The 24,165-nt window shown below is 35.8% G+C and carries 20 protein-coding genes; 7 read left to right on the top strand and 13 right to left on the bottom strand.

Annotated features, from left to right (window positions below):
* Positions 1–42 precede the first annotated feature (42 nt).
* Together EG344_RS16490 and EG344_RS16495 are read left to right on the top strand one after the other, a co-directional pair.
* Positions 43–885 (top strand): bifunctional helix-turn-helix domain-containing protein/methylated-DNA--[protein]-cysteine S-methyltransferase, encoded by an 843-nt coding sequence (locus EG344_RS16490; protein ID WP_123910465.1) that lies wholly within the window; start codon positions 43–45, stop codon positions 883–885.
* A 230-nt stretch (positions 886–1,115) separates the two neighbouring features.
* The gene (locus EG344_RS16495; protein ID WP_123910467.1) at positions 1,116–1,727 is read left to right on the top strand and encodes an alpha-ketoglutarate-dependent dioxygenase AlkB family protein; all 612 of its coding nucleotides are present in this window, start codon (positions 1,116–1,118) and stop codon (positions 1,725–1,727) included.
* Positions 1,728–1,927: 200 nt separating this feature from the next.
* Here the strand turns inward: EG344_RS16495 and EG344_RS16500 are convergent, their stop codons facing one another.
* From EG344_RS16500 to EG344_RS16515, 4 genes are all read right to left on the bottom strand, one after another.
* Complete coding sequence (locus tag EG344_RS16500) at positions 1,928–3,787, bottom strand: CocE/NonD family hydrolase (RefSeq protein ID WP_123910469.1); 1,860 nt, start codon at positions 3,785–3,787, stop codon at positions 1,928–1,930.
* A gap of 391 nt (positions 3,788–4,178) precedes the next feature.
* The gene (locus EG344_RS16505; protein ID WP_123910471.1) at positions 4,179–6,884 is read right to left on the bottom strand and encodes a TonB-dependent receptor; all 2,706 of its coding nucleotides are present in this window, start codon (positions 6,882–6,884) and stop codon (positions 4,179–4,181) included.
* A gap of 77 nt (positions 6,885–6,961) precedes the next feature.
* Positions 6,962–7,381: an SH3 domain-containing protein gene (locus tag EG344_RS16510; RefSeq protein ID WP_123857332.1), complete on the bottom strand. Its 420-nt coding sequence runs from the start codon at positions 7,379–7,381 to the stop codon at positions 6,962–6,964.
* A 10-nt stretch (positions 7,382–7,391) separates the two neighbouring features.
* Positions 7,392–7,874, bottom strand: coding sequence for a BON domain-containing protein (locus tag EG344_RS16515; RefSeq protein WP_123910473.1), 483 nt, complete (start codon positions 7,872–7,874; stop codon positions 7,392–7,394).
* Positions 7,875–8,094: 220 nt separating this feature from the next.
* Here EG344_RS16515 and EG344_RS16520 point away from each other — a divergent pair, with 220 nt between their 5' ends.
* Both EG344_RS16520 and EG344_RS16525 read left to right on the top strand, forming a co-directional pair.
* Entirely contained in the window at positions 8,095–9,345 is a 1,251-nt protein-coding gene (locus tag EG344_RS16520; protein WP_123857330.1) for a dicarboxylate/amino acid:cation symporter, read from the top strand.
* 3 nt (positions 9,346–9,348) lie between these two features.
* Positions 9,349–10,071, top strand: a complete 723-nt coding sequence (locus tag EG344_RS16525) for a phytanoyl-CoA dioxygenase family protein (RefSeq protein WP_123910475.1) — start codon at positions 9,349–9,351, stop codon at positions 10,069–10,071.
* Positions 10,072–10,171: 100 nt separating this feature from the next.
* Here EG344_RS16525 and EG344_RS16530 read toward each other — a convergent pair whose 3' ends face one another.
* Positions 10,172–10,987, bottom strand: a complete 816-nt coding sequence (locus tag EG344_RS16530) for a hypothetical protein (protein ID WP_185145567.1) — start codon at positions 10,985–10,987, stop codon at positions 10,172–10,174.
* A gap of 295 nt (positions 10,988–11,282) precedes the next feature.
* Here EG344_RS16530 and EG344_RS16535 point away from each other — a divergent pair, with 295 nt between their 5' ends.
* Positions 11,283–13,625, top strand: coding sequence for a TonB-dependent receptor domain-containing protein (locus tag EG344_RS16535; protein WP_123910477.1), 2,343 nt, complete (start codon positions 11,283–11,285; stop codon positions 13,623–13,625).
* Positions 13,626–13,870: 245 nt separating this feature from the next.
* Here the strand turns inward: EG344_RS16535 and EG344_RS16540 are convergent, their stop codons facing one another.
* Positions 13,871–14,326: a hypothetical protein gene (locus EG344_RS16540; RefSeq protein ID WP_123857327.1), complete on the bottom strand. Its 456-nt coding sequence runs from the start codon at positions 14,324–14,326 to the stop codon at positions 13,871–13,873.
* A gap of 150 nt (positions 14,327–14,476) precedes the next feature.
* Here EG344_RS16540 and EG344_RS16545 point away from each other — a divergent pair, with 150 nt between their 5' ends.
* Together EG344_RS16545 and EG344_RS16550 are read left to right on the top strand one after the other, a co-directional pair.
* Positions 14,477–15,583, top strand: a complete 1,107-nt coding sequence (locus EG344_RS16545; protein ID WP_123910479.1) for an Mrp/NBP35 family ATP-binding protein — start codon at positions 14,477–14,479, stop codon at positions 15,581–15,583.
* 47 nt (positions 15,584–15,630) lie between these two features.
* Entirely contained in the window at positions 15,631–15,879 is a 249-nt protein-coding gene (locus tag EG344_RS16550; protein ID WP_045500144.1) for a NifU family protein, read from the top strand.
* Positions 15,880–16,184: 305 nt separating this feature from the next.
* Here the strand turns inward: EG344_RS16550 and EG344_RS16555 are convergent, their stop codons facing one another.
* The 7 genes from EG344_RS16555 to EG344_RS16585 form a co-directional block, all read right to left on the bottom strand.
* The gene (locus tag EG344_RS16555; RefSeq protein ID WP_123910481.1) at positions 16,185–16,613 is read right to left on the bottom strand and encodes a hypothetical protein; all 429 of its coding nucleotides are present in this window, start codon (positions 16,611–16,613) and stop codon (positions 16,185–16,187) included.
* A 7-nt stretch (positions 16,614–16,620) separates the two neighbouring features.
* Complete coding sequence (locus EG344_RS16560; RefSeq protein WP_123910483.1) at positions 16,621–17,703, bottom strand: efflux RND transporter periplasmic adaptor subunit; 1,083 nt, start codon at positions 17,701–17,703, stop codon at positions 16,621–16,623.
* Between the two features lie 12 nt (positions 17,704–17,715).
* Complete coding sequence (locus tag EG344_RS16565) at positions 17,716–20,868, bottom strand: efflux RND transporter permease subunit (RefSeq protein ID WP_123910485.1); 3,153 nt, start codon at positions 20,866–20,868, stop codon at positions 17,716–17,718.
* A gap of 15 nt (positions 20,869–20,883) precedes the next feature.
* A complete protein-coding gene (locus EG344_RS16570) occupies positions 20,884–22,269 on the bottom strand; it encodes a TolC family protein (protein WP_123910487.1) in 1,386 nt (461 codons plus the stop codon).
* Positions 22,270–22,338: 69 nt separating this feature from the next.
* On the bottom strand, positions 22,339–22,746 hold the full coding sequence (locus tag EG344_RS16575; protein ID WP_123910489.1) for an HYC_CC_PP family protein: 408 nt from the start codon (positions 22,744–22,746) through the stop codon (positions 22,339–22,341).
* A gap of 94 nt (positions 22,747–22,840) precedes the next feature.
* Positions 22,841–23,551, bottom strand: a complete 711-nt coding sequence (locus EG344_RS16580; protein WP_123910491.1) for a barstar family protein — start codon at positions 23,549–23,551, stop codon at positions 22,841–22,843.
* Positions 23,552–23,570: 19 nt separating this feature from the next.
* Entirely contained in the window at positions 23,571–23,960 is a 390-nt protein-coding gene (locus EG344_RS16585; RefSeq protein ID WP_123910493.1) for a DUF3060 domain-containing protein, read from the bottom strand.
* Positions 23,961–24,165: the final 205 nt, after the last annotated feature.

Here is a 24,165-nt window from a genome sequence, read left to right on the forward strand (position 1 = left end):
CCGTATATTCTTTGGAAATTTGTGAGGTAAAAACAATACAAAATGTCCACACAAAGTCAAATAGATTACAACAGAATTGCTAAAGCGATAGAGTATATCCAGAGCAATTTCAGGCTTCAGCCAAGTTTGGAGGAAGTGGCAGAGAATATTCACTTGAGTCCGGCCCATTTTCAGAAGATTTTCACAGATTGGGCAGGAACAAGTCCGAAAAAATTTTTACAGTTCATTAGTCTTGAACATGCTAAAAATTTACTGAAGGAAGAAAAGGCAAGTATTTTTGATACCGCTTATGAAACGGGACTTTCCAGTACAAGCAGATTGCATGATCTGTTTGTGAAAATAGAAGGAATGTCTCCGGCAGAATATAAAAATGGTGGAAAAAGCCTTGTTATCAATTATAGTTTTTCAGAAAGTCCGTTTGGGAATATCCTGGTAGCTTCTACAGAAAAAGGAATCTGCTATATGGCTTTTGAAAACGATAAAGAAACAGCATTAGGGAATTTACAGCATAAATTTCCTAATGCTTCTTTTTTTGAAAAGCAAGATACCCTTCAGAAAAACGCCTTGTCTATATTCAATAAAGACTGGACGAAACTCAATACGATCAAACTTCATTTAAAAGGTACCGATTTTCAGTTAAAGGTTTGGGAAAGTTTATTAACCATTCCTATGGGAAAACTATCTACTTATGGCAGTTTAGCAGAAAAAATAGGGAATCCTAAAGCTTCAAGAGCAGTGGGGACGGCGATAGGCAGTAATCCTGTGGCATTTCTCATCCCTTGTCACCGTGTCATTCAGTCTACGGGACATCTCGGCGGTTACCGATGGGGAAGTGATAGAAAGCAGATGATTGTGGAGTGGGAGAGTTCACAACTTTACTCCTAAGATATTTTTAACCACAAAGTCACAAAAGTTTTTTAAGTGACAATTAACTGCTTGAGAAGTCCACTTAGGTTCTTAAAAAATCTCTGATTTTATCAATATCTCAGTTAAAGAGAAAAATATTCTCTTCCTGCGGAGGGTGTCACAAATTCTTTGAATTTTTGACGGGATGGTTCACTACCTTAATTATTTCCAAAACATTACGTAATTTGTATTCTTAAAAACAAAAAATAATGCTCAGCCTATTCGACGAAACACCGGATTATCCTCTAAGCCTCTTATCTTATGATGGCACCGTTCTGTACTATGGAAAAGTGTTTTCAAAAGATGAATCTGATGTGTATTATGATTATTTATTTAATCAGATCCCATGGCAAAATGATGAGGCTGTAGTTTTCGGAAAATTAATTCTTACTAAACGGAAAGTAGCTTGGTTCGGAGAAAAAGCATTTGAATATACCTATTCCAATAGAACAAAATATGCAAAACCCTGGACGCCAGAGCTGTTGAAACTAAAACAGAAATGTGAGGAAGTTTCAGGTGAAACTTACAATTCCTGTTTACTTAATTTATACCATGACGGCAGTGAAGGAATGGCTTATCACAGTGACGGAGAAACCGATTTGAAAAAACATGGAGCCATCGCTTCCCTGACTTTCGGAGCTGAAAGAAAGTTTTTATTTAAGCATAAAACAACTAAAGAAAAGGTAGAAATATTTCTTGAAAACGGAAGTCTGCTTATTATGAAAGGAACCACTCAGGACAATTGGCTTCACAGACTTCCACCTACAACAAAAGTGAAAACCCCAAGAGTAAACCTTACTTTCAGAACGATTGAAGAATAAAAAGCTCTCGCAGATTGATAACGCAATCATCTGTGAAAATCTGTGTAATCAGTGGGAAATAATCATCTTTATTGAAGAATAAAAAGCTCTCGCGGATTAAGCAAATCATGCAAATTTATAACGTCATCATCTGTGTAAACCTGTGAGATCTGTGGGAACCCAAAAATAAAAAAGCTGTTCATCCGAACAGCTTTTTCAATTTATTTTAAGATTTCAGCCTCAATAGAACTGTCACCGTATATTTTAATAAATGCTTTGGTATAATCTTCCTTAGAAGCAAAATTTGGATTATCCATGAATTTCTGAGGATTTAAAGCAAATAATGGAAACCAAGTACTGCTGATCTGAATCTGGATTTTATGTCCTTTTTTGAAGGTATGAACCACATCCTGAAGCCTGAAGTTTACCGCTGTTTTCTGATCAGGAACTAATGCTTCTCCTTTCTCTTTGGTATTTCTGAATCTTGCAGGCATAATCTCACTTCTTACCATTTGATGATAGTTTCCATAAATCACACCGTCTTTTTTTTCAGCCGGTTTGAAATCTTCGGGATAAACATCAATTAGTTTTACCGCAAAGTCTGCATCTGTAGAAGATGACGAAATATTCAATTTTGCCATAATTTCTCCTGCAAAAGTCATATCTTCTGTCAATACATCGGTTGTAAACGTTAATACATCAGGCCTTCCTACAGCAAATCTCTGATCTTCCGACATATAATTTTTAGGAGTAAAACCATTGAAATCCTTTAAATGGTCAGAACTTAAAACCGGATTATTAGGATCACTATAATATTCTGAATATCCTTGTCCTGAAGTATTTTTTAATGTTTTATCAGAAAGATAGAAATTTACTTTCTGAGCATTTTTAGGAGGATAAGAGGTAAACTCTTTCCATTGTTTTGCTCCGGTATCATACATCAAAGCTTCAGGAAGCCCGGCATCTTCTTTAGTATTTCCTTTCAGATAATGATTGAAGAATTTTGTTTCTACATTTTTCTGGTAATACGTTGCAATACTGTCTCCAAAATAAGTCTCACTGTGAAAATGCTTACCTTGTTCCTGAGACCATCCACCATGAGAGAACGGGCCCATTACAATCGTATTTTTAGCCTTTGGACTTGTTTTCTCAATCGTTTTGTAGATATTTAAAGGTCCGGAAAGATCTTCCGCATCAAACCAGCCTCCAACAGTCATTACTGCGTGGTTGATATTCTTAAGATGTGGAAGCAGTCCTCTTTTTTGCCAGAATTCATCATAATTGGTATGATTCATAATTTCCGTCATGAAGAAATTATTTTTATAGTACTTTTCATAGCCATCTTTCAGGGTTCCCATGTCTCTGTAGAATTTTAGACCATCTTCAGAAGTTTGTTTAATGAAGGAATCCATATACCAAGCCTTTTGCTCTGGTTTTGTTTTCTGAACTCCAAAAACAGGGAATGTTCTGAAATATCCCAGCATAAATCTTCCGTTGTGAAGAAAATCATCATTCCAGAAATCAGAAATAGGAGCTTGCGGTGAAGAAGCAACCAAGGCCGGGTGCTGTGCTAATGTTCCTACAGCTGTATAGAACCCGGGATAAGAAGTTCCGAATTGTCCTACCTTACCATTGTTATCTTTAACGTTTTTTAAAAGCCAGTCTATAGTATCATAGGTATCTGTACTTTCGTCAACATCTTTTTTAGTTTTACGTTCTACCTGTGGAGTCATATTGGTGAAAGTTCCTTCGCTCATATATCTTCCACGTACATCCTGATACACAAAAATGTATTTGTCTTTCATCAGATAGGTGTTAGGGCCCACTTTGGTTTTGTATTCATTTTCATCATAAGGAGCAATGCTATAGCACGTTCTCTGCATTAGAAACGGATATTTGTTCTTGGTTGAAATATCTTTAGGAATATAAACAGCAGTGAAAAGTTTCACGCCATCACGCATGGGGATATAAAATTCCTTCTTGGTAAAGTTATCCTTAACGAAATTGTCTTTTTGTTCCGTATTCTGAGCCTTTCCAAGAATGAAAAGAAGAATGAATACAACTGAAATATGGGTCTTCATAAGTAAAATTTGTGGCTAATTTAGAAATAAAAATACTTTCCCAGCATTTTCTCAGATGAATCTTCCTTTAAAAGTGGATTTGTTTTGATTTTTTACTGTTGATTGTGGAATTTGTAATAGAATTTTGGGGTAGAAGGATGGTCGTGGGCGGATAGAATTACCCTGTCAAAATCGTAGATTTTGTCACTTCTCCAATAGAGGCGAATACTTACGTCTTCAACTGAGATATTAATGAAATCTTAGGTTTTCGGAAGCTTAAATATACTTCTCAAACAGTTAGTAGCCAATTAAAAATAACTTAAGTGTTTAGAACTTTTGTGACTTTTTCGGTTAAAACTAAAAAAGCCGGAAAATTTCCGGCAATTTATAAAAATATATAAAAGTATGGTGTTTAGTTCTTTTTAGGTTTTTTACCGGCAAACTTATTGAGTTTCATACTAAGGGAAAACATGATGTATCGTTTCAGGATCAGATCTTCACGGTCTTCAAAATAAGAATCCGTAATCGTTCTTTTTACACTTTGATTTTGATTCAGTATATCATACACTTTTATTTTTGCAGTCAGCTGTTTATTGTAGAATGAATATCCTACACTGGCATTCCAGAAGTAGAAATCTTTTTTAAATCCCGGAGCAATATTTGAATTGGTATTATAAGAAAAATCATTCCCGATGAAAAAAGCTTTTTGAAACAAATAATTGGTGACTTCAACCTTTAAAGACTGGTTGGTTGTGTTCACTGTGTTCACATTATAGTTTGTATAGTTTGAAAAGCTATATCCAAGACTATAGGAGGGTTTTATGGTAAAAATATCTTTGATTTCATAATTCAGATTAAGCCCAGGGTTGAAGCTATAGGCCCTGCTTTTATATGCTTCACCATTGATGAATCCATTATTGTAATTGTAATTCATACTGAATCTTGGAGCTATTCTTAGCTTATGGTCATTCCATTTAAACGTTTTGGTTAAGCCCGTGCTGAAGCTAAAGCTTTTATTTCCGCTGATATTGCTGTAGGTAATAATCTGTCTTCCTGAATTATCATATTTGGAATAATTGATAACATCATTATTTCTATAGGTGAATCCAGCCATGATATAATAGTTTAGATTCTTGATGATGTTATAACTGTTGAAAGATAGGTTTGTTTCGTTGCTCCAGGTATTTTTAAGATCGGGATTTCCAGTATTTGTAATTAAAGGATTAGATTCATCCTTAAAAGGAATCATTTTTCCGGGATCAGGAATCGTGAAACTGGAAGAGTTGGATAAAATCAATGACTGGCGATCCTTAAAAGAATATCGGATATTGGTTGAATACCTGGGAAGGACAAAGTTTTTCTGAAGGTTGTATAATTGCCCATTAAAAACTGAATTTACATTCATATCTGAGATATCAGCATTTACCATAGCCCATAAGCCGAATTTCTTTTTATAAAGATAATAAGATAACTCAGGGGTAAATTGATTGATTCTTTGATCCATACTGTTGGAAAGACGAGTATTGTATTGAGAATACTGTCCTGTGGCAGGATCAAAATCATTGAAATCCTTTAGATCTCTGGTTAATTTTGAGTTGTATTGTAAACTAAAACCTATTGTTGCAGAATCTGAGACAGGTTCCGTATACTTAGCCATAAAACTATAATTATTATCCTGGGAACGGGTTTTCTGCAACTGATCGCGGTTGTCGGTAGTCATCCCGGAATCTTTATAAAAAGTATTCAGTGACTGATTGATGTTATTATTGTTAGACTCCGTAATAGAAGTATTGATCATGGCCATCAGTGATCTGTTCTTTTTTCGGAAGTTTCTGAAAAAATTAATATTGGGGCTGAAAGTATTGGTTTCTCCTTTAGTTTGAGTGATGTTTTTACTTTCATTCAAAAGTTGATTATCTTTTAAAGTTGAAGATATGGATCGTCCTGTGCTGAATGTTTCTGATTTTGAAAAGGAAGGAGCTATATAAACGTTGGTCAGTGAATCCAGTTTTATTCCTACTGAACTGTTGAAATTATATTGCCTTGATTCATTTTCATTACTGCTCTCAGAATCCGTTTTAAGAGTAGAGTCGGGAAGAAGGGTCGTTTTTGAAGCTTTGGAACGGGTTTCTGTTTCAGAATCTGTATATTGTAAGCTGAGGTTGTCAAGATTAGCATCTTTTCCAAGCTTGTCATTATAATTCAGTCCAAAGCTGCTGAATTTTTGAATTCCACCTCCCTGCTGACCGCTGCCACGTCCCATTGTGTCAAAGATCTGATCTCCCGAGCTGCTCTTTGAATTAATGTTATTAGCGGATGCTAAAGCACTGATTTTGGTATCTCCTTTAAAATAATTTAAGAATACATTTCCTTCATACCGCTTATCAGAACCATATCCCGCCAATATTTTTGACATAAGGCCCTTGTTCTTTTTCTCATCAATATTAAAATTAATGGTGGTGTTTTGAGATTTCGGAGCTCTTTTGGTCAGTTCCTCTTCTTTAGTTTTAGTGGTGGTAAATTGGATGTTTTTAATGATATCTGCGGGAAGATTTTGTAATGCTGTCTTTCCGTCTTTATCAAAAAATGGTTTTCCATTGACCATAATCTGGTCTACGGCTTTTCCATTAACTGTAATTTTTCCATCATTGCCTATCTCTACTCCCGGAATCTGTTTCAAAAGTTCATCTATTTGACTGTCCGGTCGTACTTTAAGGGCAGAAGCATTAAATTCTATGGTGTCATTTTTAATTTTCACAGGAGATACAGTGATTTTTACCTCATCGATATTAATCACTTTCTTTTTTTCAAGTTCTATGTCGCCCAGGGATAATGACTGCTCAATTTTTTCGAGAGCCTTTGAATAAGATAATTTTTCGGTATCAATTTTTAAAAAGGAAGGTTCTCTTATCTCATCAGTTTGTAATGAGAATTTACCTTCTTTATTGGTTGCTGTATAGTTGATGATGGAGGAATCTTTAGCCTTTAGCAGATATATGGTGGCATTTTCTACCGTTTTTTTTTCCGGATCAAATATTTTTCCATCAATATGGAGTCTTTGGGCATGGGCAATCAGGAAATTGCATACCAAAAACACGAATAATAAGATTTTCTTCATTGAGCTTTCCAAAACGTAAAAATAAAAAAACATCCCAATATAGGGATGTCTCTTAAGAATATTTCAAAAAATATTTTTTATGCTCTTAAATATCTAGAGTAAGCATATCCTTCCTGACCGTCAGCAGTTTTTACTTTCCACCAGTCATCAGAAGTCTGTTCAATTAGCGTTACAGCAGAACCTTTTGCAGCTTTTCCTACTACAGCAGCTTCAGTAGAAGGCTCTTGTCTGATGTTCAGATTAGATTCATCTGTAGCTACCGTAAGAGAAGCTCCTGAAGCAAGACCTGCAACCTGTACATCAATATTGATATCTGAAGCAGAATAGGTAGAATCAATAGCTCCTAAAGCATTCCAAACAGCATCTTTCGCTGCTGTATTGGAAGCATCTCCGGAAACATATAAAATTCCGTCTTGTTCCTGAACCTGTAAATTTGAAATTCCAGCAGACTGAGCCGCTGAAACTACGCCTGAATATTTATCTTGTAATGTGCTCATTTTAAATTAATTATTTTACTGTGTAGTTAAATTTTACTTTACCAACTTTTAACGCATCTACAGACTGCTTAATTTTCTTAGCCTGTTCTTTAGAAACATTTCCTGTAAGAGTAAGCTCGTCATTGATAACTTCTACTTTTACTGTAGGGAAATCTTTTACTGCATCCTGAACTTTTTTCTGAACAGCTGGATCTACAGCAGATTTAGTTTCAACAGGTGCTGGAGCTACTTCAACTTTAGACATATCCATTACCTCTTTTACTCCCTTAATTGCTTTTAATTGTGCAATCATTGCATCTTTAGATTGTTGATCCGCGAAAGTTCCGCTTAAGTGAGCCACACCTTCTTTTACTTCAACAGAAGCATTGGGATTAGAAGTTACTACAGTGGTAGCCTGAGTCTGAAGTTCGGCATCAGAAACTTTTTTCTTACAAGAAACTGCCCCGAAAGATACAGCTACAGCTAATGCAGCCATTGCGATAGTTTTTTTCATATTGTATATTTATTAATGTTGTTATACAATCAAATGTAATAATAAAATTTGTACCAAAAGAATAAAAATTCAATAAATCTTTCTTAAATTTTTTACAATATTTTCTGAACCAGCGATTTAATTTTTATGTTTCAAAAACTTAATACGGCTTTCACATGATGAGAATAAAATATTCTGTCAATTCAAAAACCATTATATTTGCGCAAATTGAACTATATATATGAAAGGACAGAATAAACTTTTTATAGCAATTATCATCGCGCTTATCCTGGGAGTAGGAATTGGAGGAATTGTACACGTGCAGTATCCGGAAAGTGCAGTACCTTTTTCTAAGAACATAAAACTGTTGGGAACGGTTTTCATCAGGTTGGTACAGATGATTATTGCACCTTTAGTATTTACTACACTTGTGGTAGGAATTGCTAAAATGAGTGACATCAAAATGATCGGAAGAGTAGGAACAAAAGCAATGCTTTGGTTTATTTCCGCTTCTTTGATTTCTCTTTTTATCGGATTGATACTTGTAAACTGGCTGGAGCCAGGACATGTAACTAAATTACCGGTTCAGGACGTTGCCTCAGCAGAAGATCTTTTGAAAAGCAGTAAAAGTTTTTCATTAGAAGACTTTGTAAAGCATATGATTCCTAAAAGTTTATTTGAAGCCTTTGCAACCAATGAAGTATTGCAGATTGTAGTGTTTGCGATTATGTTCGGAGTTGCTTTAGCTAATTTAGGAGAAGAATACTCTAAACCAGTGGTGAAGCTTTTTGATATCATTGCTCATGGTATTCTTAAAATGGTAGGATATATCATGTGGTTTGCCCCTTTAGGAGTATTGGGAGCAATTGCAGCTGTGGTGGCTACCAACGGTTTTGAAATCTTTAAAGTGTACGCCATCTATCTGAGAGATTTCTTCTTCGCATTGGGAGTACTTTGGCTGGTTCTTTTATTGGTAGGATATTTTATCTTAGGAAACAGACTATTTGATCTATTAAAAAGAATTAAAGAACCCTTGTTGATTGCTTTCTCTACAACCAGTTCAGAAGCGGTATTTCCAAAATTGGTAGAAGAGCTTGAAAAATTCGGTTGTAACAGTAGAGTCGTATCTTTTATTTTACCTTTAGGATATTCTTTTAACCTGGATGGAAGTATGATGTATATGACATTTGCTTCTATTTTTATTGCTCAGATCTATGGAATTGAAATGACAATCGGACAACAGATCACCATGCTTTTAGTATTGATGCTAACTTCAAAAGGAATTGCCGGAGTTCCGAGAGCTTCTTTGGTAATTATCGTAGCAACCTGTTCAATGTTTGGAATTCCACCAGAAGGAATTGCTTTAATCTTACCGATTGACCACTTCTGTGATATGGGAAGAAGTATGACTAACGTATTAGGAAATACGCTGGCTACATCAGCAGTATCGAAGTGGGAAGGACAATTAACCGAACCTTTAGACAAAATTTAAATAATGAGTTTAACAAACTTATCACATTCTAAAAGCCATATTGAAAAATATGGCTTTTCAGTTATTAATGAAGTATTTGCAGAGGCAGAAGTTGCTCAAATCATTAACATTCTCGATAATATAGACACTTCAAAAGAGAACTTTAGGAAATCCGAAGACCTGTTTGCTATCAGACAGTTTTTAAAAGAAGTTCCGGAAATTAAAAACCTCATCTTTAATGACAATATTAAAAACCTCATCAAGGAGATATTTGGTGATCGATATTTTGTGGTAAAAAGTATCTATTTTGATAAACCGGAAACTTCCAATTGGTATGTGGCTTATCATCAGGATCTGACCATTTCAGTTGATAAAAAACTGGAGCTACCTAATTTTGGCCCCTGGACTACAAAACAAAATCAGTTCGCTGTACAACCGCCATTGAATATTTTAGAAAACATCTATACGATCAGAATTCATCTGGATGATACGGATGAACATAACGGAGCTTTAAAAGTAGTTCCTCACTCTCATGCAAAAGGAATTTACAGACCGGAAACAATAGACTGGAATGTAGAAACTGAAGAGATTTGTAAGGTTGAGAGAGGTGGTGTGATGCTTATGAAACCTCTTACGCTGCATGGCTCAAACCGAACAACCAATGGTAAAAAAAGAAGAGTCATTCACATTGAATTTTCTGATATGGAGCTTCCGGAAGTGTTGCAATGGGCAGAAAGGATGAATTAATAAAAGGTAAAGCCTTTCGAACTTTTCGAAGGGCTTTATCTTTGGGTTGAAAAGCTGAAGTCAATTATTTTAGATGAACCTTCATTTTTCATCATTTTTACTATTGTACAGTAATTTCATCAACGAAGATATACGTTTCACCACCGGTTTTTTGATGCCATCCGGGAAGTTTTCCAAAATAATAAGCTTTTACTTTAAGGTATCTTGCTTCGGTAGGAAGAATTTCTGTGGTAAAATCTTTGGTCTGAATTTTTTCATCTTTGGGATCAATATCATTGTCTATAGTATTGAGTAAAATAAAATCTTTAGCGTTCATGGAGGCATAGTATTCTACTTTTTTAGGCATTAGAATACGTGCTTTATTGTCCTGAAGATAAGTAGAGGAAATCTGGGTGATTTGCAAAGGGGACTGAAAATCGATTACCGCTTCAAAATTGTGTCCCAGATATCCCTGCCAGTCTCCTTTTTTCCAGTCTATATCCCCTCTGATCCCATCGATTAATGCTAATTTTCCGGTGGCTTCATATTGAGGATCAACTTTTGAAAGAGTGGTTACTTCCCAGTAATTAGGTCTTCTGTTGAAATTTGCAGTTGCAATTGAGCTTTTTTCCCTTTTTCTTTCTGTATAGGCTTGAATCCGTGTGGTCCTGCTGATAGTGAATGGCTTTTTGTAAACTATGAATTTCTTTTTTTTATTGACATCATTAGCATCCATCACCATATAATAAATTTTATCACCCGGACTTTGTGGAATGATCTCAACTTTTGTAGAAAAATCAAAGATTCTGTCTGCTTTAATGTGAGGAGAAGCAATGACCTCCTGAAGAGTAGTAGTATGATCTTTAGGTTGAGAATGATTTTGTGCATCAATAATCTGGGTCATCAATAAAGACAATACAAGCAGTCCTTTTTTCATGTTTTGATATTATAATGGGTGAATAAATCAAGTACAGTACCAAATATGAGGAGAAGGATGAAAAAATTGAGATAGAATGGGCTTCAAGTTGGGAGAGGGAAGCCGAAGGTACTGTAAGGTATAGATAACTTGCGGTCTGTTGATTATAATTAATTGATAAGTTTTGAAAATTTTATTAAAGAAATACCATTTGTAAGCAGATTTCAATAAACTCCCTCTTCCTTGCTTCTTTTCTTCAAATGTAATAAAACCCAATTTTAAGTTGTCCTATATAAAACTATGATTATCAAATTACATGAAGAAGATATTACTTTCAGCTATTATTTTGTTACCAGCAGCTCTTTTTTCTCAAACTATTACAGGGAAAATTACACAAACCGGAAAAGCCATTTCCTATGTAGAAGTGATTGCTGTAAAAGATCAGAAAAAGCAGACTGCCATTTCTGATGAAAAAGGAAATTACTCGCTACATCTTTCTGAAAATGGGAATTATACTATAAAACTGATTCAGGATGGAATGGAAGTTTCCAACACAGATATTGCTGTGAATGGAGACGTAAAACAGGACTTTTTCATTGAAGAAAAAAAAGAAAAGCAAATTGAAGGAGTTACTCTTACAGCCAGAAAAAAACTGATTGAAAGAAAAGCTGACCGATTGGTTTTCAATGTTGCCAATTCTGTTGCCTCTCAGGGAATGGATGGAGCAGATGCGTTAGCTACAACGCCATTAGTGAAAGTTGATGAGAATGCCGGAGTTTCTATTGCCGGGAAAAGTGGTGTTGCTATTATGATTAATGAACGAATTCTGAACTTGTCTTCAGCGGAACTTGTGACGTATCTTAAAAGCCTGAGATCAGAAAATATAGAAAAAATTGAAGTGATTACTGCTCCTCCTGCTAAATATGAAGCTCAGGGAAATAGTGGGCTTATTAATATCGTTCTGAAGAAGAATCAGAATCTGGGATGGAACGGAAGTTTTACTACAGGTTTTCAACAACAGACTTATTCAGGCTTTTCAAACAGCACAACGATCAATTATCAGAATGAAAAATTACGTTCCTCTTTGAAATTAAGACAAAGCAAATATCAAAAACATTCTTTTGAAAATTATAGGATAACAGGTGCAGAGGGGCTTAAAAGTCATGATGACAGAATAGACTTTGGGGATGGATTAGGCGCTAATCTAAGTGTTGATTATCAGCTGGGAAAGAAATCAAATATCGGGTTTATCTATGATTATGGAGTTGGGCATTCTAATATGGACATTCAGAATACTTCAGATTATTTTCAGAACGACAATTATACCAATACATTGTCTACTTATGCAGAACATAGAGGAAAATCCACACAGCAGACAATAAGTGCCTATTATGATGTCAAATTTGGAAAACGGGACAATAAACTAAGTATTACGGGAAATTATTTTTCTAATCTACCCAAGACTACTATTGATTTTACTACAACAGAAAATTCCGGAGATCAGTTTATTGTAAAGTCACCATCAGTGGTAGATTATAAAATCTATTCTGGACAAACGGATCTTACTTTACCTTATGAATTTGCTAAAACAGAAGCTGGGATAAAGTTCACCAATTTCGATAATAATTCAAGTATCTTTTACCAAAACCTTGAGAATGGAAGCTATGTAACGGATGTTTCGAAGAGTAATGAATTTAAGTACAATGAGAAAAATTATGCTGCTTACTTCAGTCTTGAAAAATCCTTCAATGAGAAATGGTCTGTAAAAGCAGGGCTTCGTTATGAATATTCTGTAGTGAACGGAAATTCTCTCACTTCCGGACAACAATCGGAAAGTTCCTATGGGAATTTTTTCCCTACCGCTTATGTGAGTTATAAGAGTGATGAGAATAATACATTCAGTCTTAATTATTCCAAAAGGATTGATAGACCTGGGTTTCGTGCCATCAATCCGTATCGCTGGTACACCAATATAAATTCTTATTTTACCGGGAATCCTTTCTTACAGCCGTCTATCAATCATAATTTTGAATTTTCCCATGTCTACAAAGGGAAATTATCCACCACACTTTATTTTCAGAGAACATTGGATGGATTTGGACAGCTGGCCAGCCTGTCCGGGGAAAGCAGAACGAGTACTTTTTTCAATTACTATAACCAAAACAGTATAGGTGCTACAATAAATTATTCCAATACATTCTTTAAACGTTGGGAAACCAATTATTCTGCAGATATTGCTTACAGCAGTATGGAGGTGTTTGCTACAGATGCCTTAACAAAGAAAGGATATAGCTATGTGTTCGATTTTCAGAATAATATATCACTGGATAAGAAAAAAAATATTCAGCTTATTGCCAACTATTGGCTCCGTCTTCCTTCCAATTTTGGAAATAAATATTCTGCTTTTGTAGGAAATTTTGTAGCAGGATTCAAGATGAACCTTATGGATAAAAATCTGCAGATGAGTGTCATTGTTTCCGATATTTTCAAGCAGGCAAGAAGTAGAGGAGAAATCTATTTTACAACTGGAACACATTATTTTAATAATTACTATGATGCCAGAAGGCTCACTGTATCAGTAACCTATACTTTCGGAAATAAAAAGGTAAAAGGAGTACGCCGTAATGTGAATTTTGACGAGAAAGATAGAGCGAATTAAGGCTGGAAGCTGGAAGAAGGATGTACTATCAGGCTATTGATAAATTGTAGTTTTTTGATTGCAATTTATTGACAGATTTTGGAAAAGAAATAGGCTGGAAGCTGGAAGAGGGATGTTGGAGGTACTTTTCATTTTACAACAATTAATTGACCTTTTATGTAAAGGTTTATATTTCAGTTAAATAAAATTTCAGTGGTTAATACACTACTATAACTTCCAGCCTCCCTCTCCCAGCTTCCTTCCTTTTACACCTCGCCTTCAAACAAGTTATTAAGATATTCCAACTTATGACTTTCATACCTTGTAGTTCCCAGGTATTTTTTCCATGCCTGGGACTCATGGTAAACAATGCCCATTTCCCAGACACAGTAAGTCGGGAGGTGGGTTTTATTTCTGTCCCATATTTCAAATTTTCCACTTCCGTCATAGTAGACGCTTTCCCATAATTCATTTTCACTTCGCCATGTACATACCAAAAGAAGGTAATTTTCGCCACATCGATGCATAATCACAAATCCAAGATCTTCGATATTTTGAAAGTTCTCATTGGCATTTTCAATGCATATTTTTGCATTTTGAATATCATCTGAAGAAATTTCTGAGGGATTATTGGCTAAATCATACCATTTAAATCTTGTTTTTCCTATCCTGAAGATTTCCTTCGGTAATGCATATTTAGATGGATAAGCAATAGTTTCCATAGATTTTGTTTTGGTGTCGGGTGATCCTTCATGATGAAAAAAGAAGATAAACAAAATTTTTAACGATCTGATTTATCACCTGATATTATAGATTTTATTGATTCTAAATTACCGAAAAAAAACGTAAATTTGTAAACAATTTATATTTATATGTTGACGAAAGAAAAGGTTCAGGAATTCCTTAAAGAAATAGAAGTAGAAGACTTGGTGAATAATCTTCAGATTATGGGTAATGATGTTTATATTGACATGACGGCTCATTCACCTGCAATGCATGAAAAGAAAAAGCTGGAAGCTGCCATGAAGCAGGCTTTTGCGAGTGAGTTTGGAGAAGAGGTTCATTTAAAACTTAAAATCGTTTCTCCGGAACCTAGTGAAATTCAGCAAAGTCAGATCAAAGGAAAACAAATTCCAGGAATTCAAAATATTATCGCTATTGCTTCCGGAAAAGGAGGAGTAGGGAAGTCTACTGTTTCTGCAAATATGGCAGTTACTTTAGCTAAAATGGGCTTTAAAGTAGGTTTATTGGATGCTGATATCTACGGACCATCAGTTCCTACCATGTTTGATACAGAAGGAGAAAAACCAATTTCTGTGGAAGTGAATGGAAAAAACCTGATGAAACCTGTTGAAAATTATGGGGTAAAAATGCTTTCCATAGGATATTTCTCAGGGGCAAACCAGGCAGTAGTATGGAGAGGTCCTATGGCTTCAAAGGCATTAAACCAGATGATCAGAGATGCTGCATGGGGAGAATTGGATTTCTTATTGATTGACCTTCCTCCGGGAACAGGTGACATTCACTTATCTATCATCCAGGAAGTTCCTGTAACAGGAGCAGTGATTGTAAGTACACCTCAGCACGTTGCTTTGGCAGACGTAAGAAAAGGGATTGCGATGTTCCAAATGGAAAGCATCAATATTCCGGTTCTTGGATTAATCGAAAATATGGCGTACTTTACACCGGAAGAACTTCCTGACAATAAATATTATATCTTTGGAAACCAGGGAGCACAATATTTGGCTGAAGATCTTGGAATTCCGGTATTAGGAGAAATTCCATTGATTCAAAGTATCAGAGAAGCGGGAGATGTGGGAAGACCGGCAGCCCTTCAGGAAGGGTCTAAAATTGCAGACATCTACACTGAAACGGCAAGAAAAATGGTAGAAAGCCTTGTAGAGAGAAATAAAAACCTTCCTCCAACGGAGGCTGTGAAGATTTCCACAATGGCAGGTTGCTCTCCAAAAGCAAAATAATAATAACTTTCAATCAAATTGAAAAAACCGAATTGAACTGAAAAAATATGGAAACAAACATAACGCACGAAGATACAGTAACAAGAGTAATGGAAGCTCTGGAAAGCATCAGACCGTTTTTGAATAAAGACGGAGGTGATATTGAGCTTATTGACGTGAAGGATAATCAGGTTTTTGTAAAACTTCTGGGTAACTGTTCCGGATGCTCGTTGAATTTTTCAACCTTAAAATTAGGGGTGGAAAATACAATCAAACAACATGCTCCGGAAATTGAAAAAGTAGTAAACGTAGAATAAAACTCTATCTGAGATATTAAAAAGACAGGCTTTTGTATAAGGCCTGTCTTTTTTGTTTTCTGTTTCAAAAAGGCTTGATAAAGAATGGTTATCAAGCCTTAAACAAATAATCTAAAAATATAAGGTGACTCTATACAATTTTACTCTGCTGTCATTGACTACGTCGAATCTTCGATTTCTGACGAAGGAAGAATCTCATATATGGCTTAGATTCTTCATTTTACTTCGTTGTATTCAGAATGACAGACTCATAATAACTAAGATATCACGATGAGTGTAAAATTGTATATAATTACCAAATATCATTATGAATTCTGAGTGAGAAATTTCTTATAATTCTCCTCATTTTCAAAATAAGCTACTTCACCTTCATCACTGATCATGACAATATAAGCATCAGCTTTATCCACTGTTTTTCCAGTGTATGGATCAATAGCTTCTCTGGCTGTTTTATCAGATGGAATACGTTTTACACACATTTCACAACATCCATAGTACATTTTTCCGTTGTGGGGAACTTCAATCTGTTTTTTGCCCATATAGGCATTATTGACCATGCAGACGGTTTCACTGGGAACATGACTGCCTTTTACATATTTTCCGGAAGATGCAGGCTGAGGTTGTTGTTGCTGTACCGTTGTAGTTTCCGGACTTTTTGTTTTCTCTTTATTACAGGCATATAAAGCTATAGCACTGAAAAGAATTAAAAATGTGTTTCTAACTATTAATTTCATGATAATATTATTTAATTAAACTTCCTTCTGTAATTTCTTCGTTTGCTTTTTTAATGATTTGATCTCCTTCTGATAGATCTCCAAAAACTTCTATAGTATCATTCAGGACTCTTCCTTTTTTTACCGGAATGAATTTGGCTTTTCCATGGTCTTTTTTGATGATATAAATTCCCATATTACTTTCTACTACTGCAGATCTTGGAATAAAAAATGTAGCTTCTTTATTCTGTAAAGGAATCATAGACTCTGCAATCATGAAAGGTGTAAGCATTCTGGAATGATTGATAAAATCGGCTTCTATCTTCTCCGAACGAAGCTTAAGATCTAATGATCCTGATTTCCTGGATATGATAGCCTTAAAATTTTTCTCAGGAATAGCATTGACACGGAATGAGATGGTATCACCCACATTGAGATAAGGAACATTGGCTTCAGAGACCGATAAGCTAAGGCGAAGCTTTGAAGTATTCTGAATAACCATGAGTGGAGTTCCTCCCATAGGTCCTACATAAGCTCCCAAGTCTACATTTCTTTCCGTAATGATCCCACTAAAAGGAGCACGGATCACCAGGTATTGATTAATATCCTGAAGTTCACGATACGCTGACCTTGCCGCATTTACCTGTGCCTGATCTGAAAGTTTACGGGCAGTGATCTGATCCAGAGCATCTCTTGCAATAGCTCCTTTGGTTTCATTGGCTTTATACATTCTGTCATAGCTCGATTTTGTGGAAGCATAGATGGCTTCCTGTGACTGCCATTTTGCTTTTGCATTAGCCGCCTGGGATTGTATTTCCGGAGCTTCCAAAACCATGAGAACCTGTCCTGCACTTACATAAGAGCCAATATCAACATTGATCTTTTTGACATAGCTCTGTACTTTGGCAAATAATGCCGTTTCCTGATCCGGAATGAGTTCTCCGGGCAGTTTAAGATCTACTTTGGGATTACTTTTTTTAATAGCTACTGTTTCCATGCTAGCCATCATTATGGGCTTAGCTTCTTGTTGAGGTACTGCTTTTTCTTTGCTGCAGGAAGCCGGAATAATCATAAGACTTAAGAGGGCAGCGGTATATAATATATTTTTCATTGAGGATAAAAATTAAGGGTTGGAATTATAATAATGAATACTTTCTTCATCCTCAGGATCTAAGGAAGGAGAAATAATGCTGGCATTTTTTTGAATCCATCCAAAAACAAGAGGAAGAATAATCAAAACAGAGAAGGTTGAAAAAATAAGTCCTCCGATCACGGCACGACCTAGCGGAGATACCTGATCACCGCCTTCTCCAAAACCGATTGCCATAGGAAGCATTCCCGCGGCCATAGCCAGAGTTGTCATAATAATGGGACGGATACGAAGTTTTGCAGCTTCAATGCCGGCATCCAATGCATTTCCTGTCGATTTTCGGATGGTTTCAGCATTGCTTATCAATAGCACAGCATTAGCAATAGAGACTCCGACAGACATAATTAATCCCATATAAGACTGAAGATTTAGCGTAGAGCCTGTAATTTTCAGTAATGTCAGTGATCCTACAATGACAAAAGGAACCGTTGTTAAAATAACTAACGAAACACGGAACGACTGAAAAGTAGCCGCAAGCATCAGAAAAATGACTGCAGCAGCAATAAGAAGTCCGGAAGAAAGACTGTTCATAGTTTCATTCAACACAGGAGCCATTCCGGAAACTTCAATATTAATTCCCTTTGGAAGCTCACCAAGAGATTCGATGGCTTTCTGTACATCTTGGGAAGCCTGTTCAAGATCTTTTTTGTGGATATTGGCCGTAACAGTGGTATACCCCATAGTCCCCAAGTTGTAGCTTTCTCCCAATTCTTTTGTTGAAGTTATGGAAGCCACATCCCCTAAAACTGGTCTGTCAGAGTTTTTGGACAATGGAATATTGGCAAGTTCCTCTTTGCTGTTAAGAATATTCTGAGGAGTCTGCACCTGTACATCATACGCAATTCCCATCATTCCTCCTACCCAGAAATTTTTGTTGGTATAGCGAGTAGATGCTGTTGCGGTTACCAGTGATTTGGCAATATCCTGTGCATCCAATCCTAACTGAGCCGCTTTTACCCTGTCGATATTGATCTGTAAAGCAGGATAGTTCATAGATTGTGGGATTTGCTGATCCCGCATATATTCAATTTCTTTTATTTTGGTTAAAAGTTTTTCTGCATACATCCGGTTCATCTTTTTCATCATTCCTGAGATTCTTATTTCTACAGGATTATTCGTTCCCTGACTTAGAATTTTTTCAGTAAGCTCAATAGGTTCAAAGGAAATTTGAATATCAGGCATTTTTTCTTTGTAATACTTTCGTAATTCATCTTTGAGTTCATCAGAGTTTCCTTTAAATTCTTTCAAGGCAACCTGCATTAAAGCTTCATGTGGACCCGCATTATAAAGATATATCGGGCTTACCGCAAAAGTAGAAGGATGCTGTCCGATAAATACGGAAGAAATGGCAATATTGTCTTTCCCTACTTTATGTTTAAGATGTTCCAAAAACTTTTTAACCTTAATTTCAGTAACTTCTATTCTGGTTCCTTCTGCTGCTTTTATACGAACCTGAAACTGTCTGGAATTAACAGAAGGTAGAACGTCTTTTCCTGTTATCTGGTAAAGGCCGATACCTATTCCTAAAACAGCGACAAGACTTACACTTACAATGATCTTTCTGCGTTTCATCAGAGAGGATAAAAATACAGTGAAACGATCACGGAAGCGGGTAAACCAATCAGATTTATGATGTTCACACGTCTTAGGATCATGCTTCATCATCCAATTGGCCATCACCGGGACAAAGGTTTGTGATAAGATAAAAGATACAATCATTGAAAATCCTATTGCCATAGCTAAAGGCATAAATAAAGATCCTGGGATGCCACTCATCATAAACGCCGGAGCAAACACGGCAAGAATACAAAGCATGATGAGCAATTTTGGAAATGCAATTTCTTTACAGGCATCCCAAATAGCATGTGCGCGGGTTTTTCCCATAGCAAAATGCTGGTGGATATTTTCGATAGTGACGGTACTTTCATCCACTAATATTCCTATCGCGAGAGCGAGCCCGGATAAAGACATAATATTAATGGATTGTCCGAATAATTTCAGGAATAGTACTCCGGAAATAATCGAAATGGGAATGGTCATAATAACGATCAATGCCGCTCTGCGGTCATTAAGGAAAAGCATTACCATCAATCCGGTAAGCAAAGCTCCTAAAATCCCTTCAACCGCTAAACTTTTCAAGGCATTTGAAATATATACAGACTGATCGAATTCATAGGAAATTTCTACATCATCCGGCATATTCCGCTGGATTTTAGGTAGGGATTCTTTCAGTTTATTTACAACCTCCAATGTAGATGCATTGCTGGCTTTCGCAATATTGATGTATACGGAACGTTTTCCGTCGATCAAAGCATATCCGGTGGCAATATCTGCTCCATCTTTAACAGTAGCCACATCTTTGACGTAAACATTGTCTGCCGTGCCTTTGAACAGAGGAATATCTCCAAGTTCTTCAACTTTTTTTACGGTATTGTTGGTAGGCGTCAGATAATTGGTTTCGCCGATATAAACATTCCCTGATGGTGAAGTAATATTATTTCTGCTGATGGCTTCTACTATCTGCTCCGGAGATAATTGATGTGCGCGCAGTTTGATGGGATCTACATTTACCTCAATCGTACGCGGACTTCCTCCAAACGGCGGAGCAGTGGTAAGCCCGGGAATGGCAATAAGAAAAGGACGGGCATTAAAATTGGCAATATCTTGTAGTTCATTATTGTTTTTTGTATTACTCCTGAACACAAGTTGTCCTACCGGTTGTGATGAAGAATCAAAACGGATAATAAAAGGTGGTGGAGCACCGGGTGGCAAAAATACCTGTGAACGGGTAGAAAGCGCATTGATCTGTGCTATAGCTTCCCCCATATTGGTGCCTTCATAGAAATTAACTTTCATGAGGGTGAGTCCCTGGGTATTTTTAGATTCAATACTTTTAATACCATTGGTAAATAAAAGCATATTGACATACATTTTGGTAAAATATCCTTCCATCTGCTGTGGAGTATACCCATTAAAGGAATGGGCAACATACACTACAGGAAGATTCATTTCAGGGAGAATATCTACTTTTACTTCTTTGGCAGCTTTGATTCCGAAAAACAACAGCCCCAATACCAATACCATTACAGATATTGGTCTGCGTAATGCAAACTTTATAAGATTCATGTTTAAATTTTTAAGTTAATGGGTAATTGCTTTTGTAATCATTGATATATCTCCCGTAGAAGCAGCGATTAATACAACAGCCTGCCAGGAATTGTTCTGAGCAATTTCATAATTGATTTCAGCACGGTTCAGCAGGTATAATGCTTGAGTGAAGTCAACAATCGTGGTTAACCCATTTTCATACAAAGCTTTTTGTTGATTGAAAGCATCTGTGGCAGCCTGTAATTGTATTTTGGACTCGGTTATTTTTGACAAAGCATTTTTATATTTCAGTTCCGAAAGGTTTTGCTGATTATAAAGTTCCTGCTGCAATTGCTGGTAATCAAGATCCAGCGTTTTGGTGATTAATTTCTGTTCATTAACTCTGGAACTGTTTCTGTAAAAATCCGTAAGATTCCAGCTGAGGTTCAGCCCGACAATATAATTCATTCGGTCTATTCCAACTCCTTTTAGATACGATTGAGAATAGGCGGAATTGTCCTGAACGTAATTCCAACCAAAGCCTGATCCTCGTCCCTGAAAGGCCCCGAAAAACGAAAGAGAAGGCAGTCCGGAAGTGTGTAAATAGGCTTCCTGCTGTTTACTTTTATTAATTTTCTGAACAATAAAAAGAGTGGTTGGATGACTGTCAATAGATGAGGTTTCCTGAATTAAAGATGGCGTATTTTTGCTGAAATAATGATCCAGTTGATAATCAGTGAAATTTTCTGCCAACAGGTCCGATAATTTTTTATTGTATTCCAGGACATGATCGTTAGCATTGATGATAGCAGTCTGGGCATTTGACATTTCTGCTTTTGCTAAGGATGCATCTACTTCAGGGATCAAGCCACTGTTAGCTCTTGCCTGGGCAATAGAATAAATAACTTCTGAACGCTTATGGTTTTCAAGTTGTACACTCTCAAGCCGCTGGCTGACCAGGAGATTGAAGTAAGCGGCAGCTGCTTTTATCTGATGCTGAAAAATTTCCTGTTTCAGATCAGCTTTTTGAATTTCAGTATCAGCGGTTTCTACATTTTCTTTGGTTTTAAGCTTTCCAAATGTGTAAACATTCCAATTGATATTGGTTAAATATAAGCTTCCGAAACCTGAGTTCCAGTTTTGCTCTGCCAAGGGCATAGAAGTGGAAGCAAAACCGGATCCACCCATATTGTACATAGGTCCATTTTGAGCATTAATAGTCCCAAAACTCTGCTGAGCCATTAAGGTTATCTCTGGAAGGTAGTATGTTTTTTGAAGCTTAAGCCTTTCGTTTGAAGCCTGTATGCTGATCTCTTTCTTTTGAATAGACTGGTAATTTTTTTCGGCCCTGAGAAGTACGTCCTTCAGACTCGTCAACTGAGCAAAGGACAGTGCAGGGCAGCTCAGCCATAAGATGAGTGCTCTGAATGATAAATTCATAGAATATTTTTAGAATTAAAATTGAAAAATAATTGTCCCGATCGGGATCATGATATGATTCAATCTATTCTAAATTCTATAAACACAGTGAAGAATGAAAAGGGAAGGGTAGTTAAGATGGTATTGTGAAGGATCAAAATAAAAAGTATGGTTTTCCGGATCAATAGCTAATGAAAGATCAAATACAGCTCCCAGATTATAATAGGGAATAGATGCTGATAAAAACTTAACCGGCGAGTTTTTGTAAGAATGAGGAAGATTATCTTCTTTGCAGATCTTTTTTACTTCCAGTTTACAACATTTACTATGATTTTTTTCTTTATTGGTACTGCATTTCGGACAGTCTAAATCTGAGAGCTTTTTCAAGCCTACATGTACCTCACTTGCATTCCCTTTACATACATGCTTACTGGTAGTAAACCCTGAAGAAACTACAATGTATAGGAGGATAAACAGTATGTGAAAGACTCTTTTCATTTCGTGGGATAAAATTAAAATGAATCCGAGCCATCGTGTTATAGAATTATGGAAGAAGTTTATATTTTAAAGGTTTTATTTATTTTGTATAAAATTAATTTAGTGAAATCTTTACATTATAATCTTCAAAAATTTCAAGAATTTCTTTGAATTTAGATTTGAATAGTTTTTTACTTTTTTGATGATTTATCCAAATTAATTCTGAAACGGATTCTACACCAAAATTACCACCAAGACAGTCATATAATGCAGCTAAATTACGACCGAAATATCCTCCAGACCTATGAATTTCCTCTCCCAAAGTACAGAGGAAACCATCCAGATTATGAAATTCATTTCCATCAATCTGAATGGTAATATTTGTCTTTGGCTTATCAATATTGTTGGAGTTTAAAGCACATACAAGCCATCCTTGTAGTTCATCTTTTTTGAAAGTCTTCCAAATATTTTTTTCAGTGATTTCTTTATTGATTTTCTTATCTAAAGCTCTTTGAAAGCCTTTAGGATGCTGCCATACATGACCCACAAAAGTGATATTATTATGTTTGGATTTGATGATCTTGATATTACTTATGAAAGTACGTGCTACAATATTTTTTTGTTCATCCAATACAGATATATAACCATGGTTGCCATAAGTTTTTGAAGAACTTTCTATAGCAGATTTAAAGCCAGCCACATCATTAACATTGATAAGTTTTACCTTTTTATAAGCAATGATATGAGTTCCTTCAATATTTTTTACATCATCTATAAAGCTAATGATTTTAGAATGTTCACCCTGATCTAATTCAAATCCAAACATATAATTTATACCGAACGTTTTATTGTTTTACCACCTTATTTTCTACTCCTGTAAGAGAAGTATTAGGTTTTCCTGATTTTGTTCCTGAACTTCTATAGTAAACTGTATTATTACCACCTTCTATAGTAACGTTATCCACTTTATCAATGTATATTTTGTTACCGGTTCCTGAGACCGAAACTTTTCTTGCACTTCCTTTAACGGTTACCGTATTATCGCCTCCTGAAACCTCAACATTTCCCCCGTTTAGGGTATAATTAAGAGTATGACCTACACCGTCTACCTGTATTATTTTACCATTAGACTGTTCTACACCTTTTGTAGATTCCGTTTTTCTGGATTGAGAAAATGCAGTGCCTGTTCCGAGTAACAGAATCGCTAGAATACCTGCTGTTTTAATACTTTTCATATTGAATTTGGTTTTTGTTGTGGGTAAATATAAGTACAAAATAATTTTCTCATAGTTAATCAAAAGTTAAATGATTGCTTTTTTTGAGGAAGAAACTAAGCTATTTCAAAAGTGTAGATAGAACACTATTTGTACTCTTAATTTAAATCCAACGATTTACTCAGTGAACTTTTTATGGTAAAGAGAAAGCTTTCCGGAATCATCC

Origin of the sequence: Chryseobacterium sp. G0162 (assembly GCF_003815715.1) — a bacterium.
In the GTDB taxonomy this organism is placed as follows: domain Bacteria; phylum Bacteroidota; class Bacteroidia; order Flavobacteriales; family Weeksellaceae; genus Chryseobacterium.

Bases quoted from the DNA above. Each gene is read 5' to 3' on its own strand.
- EG344_RS16490 (WP_123910465.1), top strand. From the start codon at position 43: ATGTCCACACAAAGTCAAATAGATTACAACAGAATTGCTAAAGCGATA.
- EG344_RS16495 (WP_123910467.1), top strand. From the start codon at position 1,116: ATGCTCAGCCTATTCGACGAAACACCGGATTATCCTCTAAGCCTCTTA.
- EG344_RS16500 (WP_123910469.1), bottom strand. From the start codon at position 3,787: ATGAAGACCCATATTTCAGTTGTATTCATTCTTCTTTTCATTCTTGGA.
- EG344_RS16505 (WP_123910471.1), bottom strand. From the start codon at position 6,884: ATGAAGAAAATCTTATTATTCGTGTTTTTGGTATGCAATTTCCTGATT.
- EG344_RS16510 (WP_123857332.1), bottom strand. From the start codon at position 7,381: ATGAGCACATTACAAGATAAATATTCAGGCGTAGTTTCAGCGGCTCAG.
- EG344_RS16515 (WP_123910473.1), bottom strand. From the start codon at position 7,874: ATGAAAAAAACTATCGCAATGGCTGCATTAGCTGTAGCTGTATCTTTC.
- EG344_RS16520 (WP_123857330.1), top strand. From the start codon at position 8,095: ATGAAAGGACAGAATAAACTTTTTATAGCAATTATCATCGCGCTTATC.
- EG344_RS16525 (WP_123910475.1), top strand. From the start codon at position 9,349: ATGAGTTTAACAAACTTATCACATTCTAAAAGCCATATTGAAAAATAT.
- EG344_RS16530 (WP_185145567.1), bottom strand. From the start codon at position 10,987: ATGAAAAAAGGACTGCTTGTATTGTCTTTATTGATGACCCAGATTATT.
- EG344_RS16535 (WP_123910477.1), top strand. From the start codon at position 11,283: ATGAAGAAGATATTACTTTCAGCTATTATTTTGTTACCAGCAGCTCTT.
- EG344_RS16540 (WP_123857327.1), bottom strand. From the start codon at position 14,326: ATGGAAACTATTGCTTATCCATCTAAATATGCATTACCGAAGGAAATC.
- EG344_RS16545 (WP_123910479.1), top strand. From the start codon at position 14,477: ATGTTGACGAAAGAAAAGGTTCAGGAATTCCTTAAAGAAATAGAAGTA.
- EG344_RS16550 (WP_045500144.1), top strand. From the start codon at position 15,631: ATGGAAACAAACATAACGCACGAAGATACAGTAACAAGAGTAATGGAA.
- EG344_RS16555 (WP_123910481.1), bottom strand. From the start codon at position 16,613: ATGAAATTAATAGTTAGAAACACATTTTTAATTCTTTTCAGTGCTATA.
- EG344_RS16560 (WP_123910483.1), bottom strand. From the start codon at position 17,703: ATGAAAAATATATTATATACCGCTGCCCTCTTAAGTCTTATGATTATT.
- EG344_RS16565 (WP_123910485.1), bottom strand. From the start codon at position 20,868: ATGAATCTTATAAAGTTTGCATTACGCAGACCAATATCTGTAATGGTA.
- EG344_RS16570 (WP_123910487.1), bottom strand. From the start codon at position 22,269: ATGAATTTATCATTCAGAGCACTCATCTTATGGCTGAGCTGCCCTGCA.
- EG344_RS16575 (WP_123910489.1), bottom strand. From the start codon at position 22,746: ATGAAAAGAGTCTTTCACATACTGTTTATCCTCCTATACATTGTAGTT.
- EG344_RS16580 (WP_123910491.1), bottom strand. From the start codon at position 23,551: ATGTTTGGATTTGAATTAGATCAGGGTGAACATTCTAAAATCATTAGC.
- EG344_RS16585 (WP_123910493.1), bottom strand. From the start codon at position 23,960: ATGAAAAGTATTAAAACAGCAGGTATTCTAGCGATTCTGTTACTCGGA.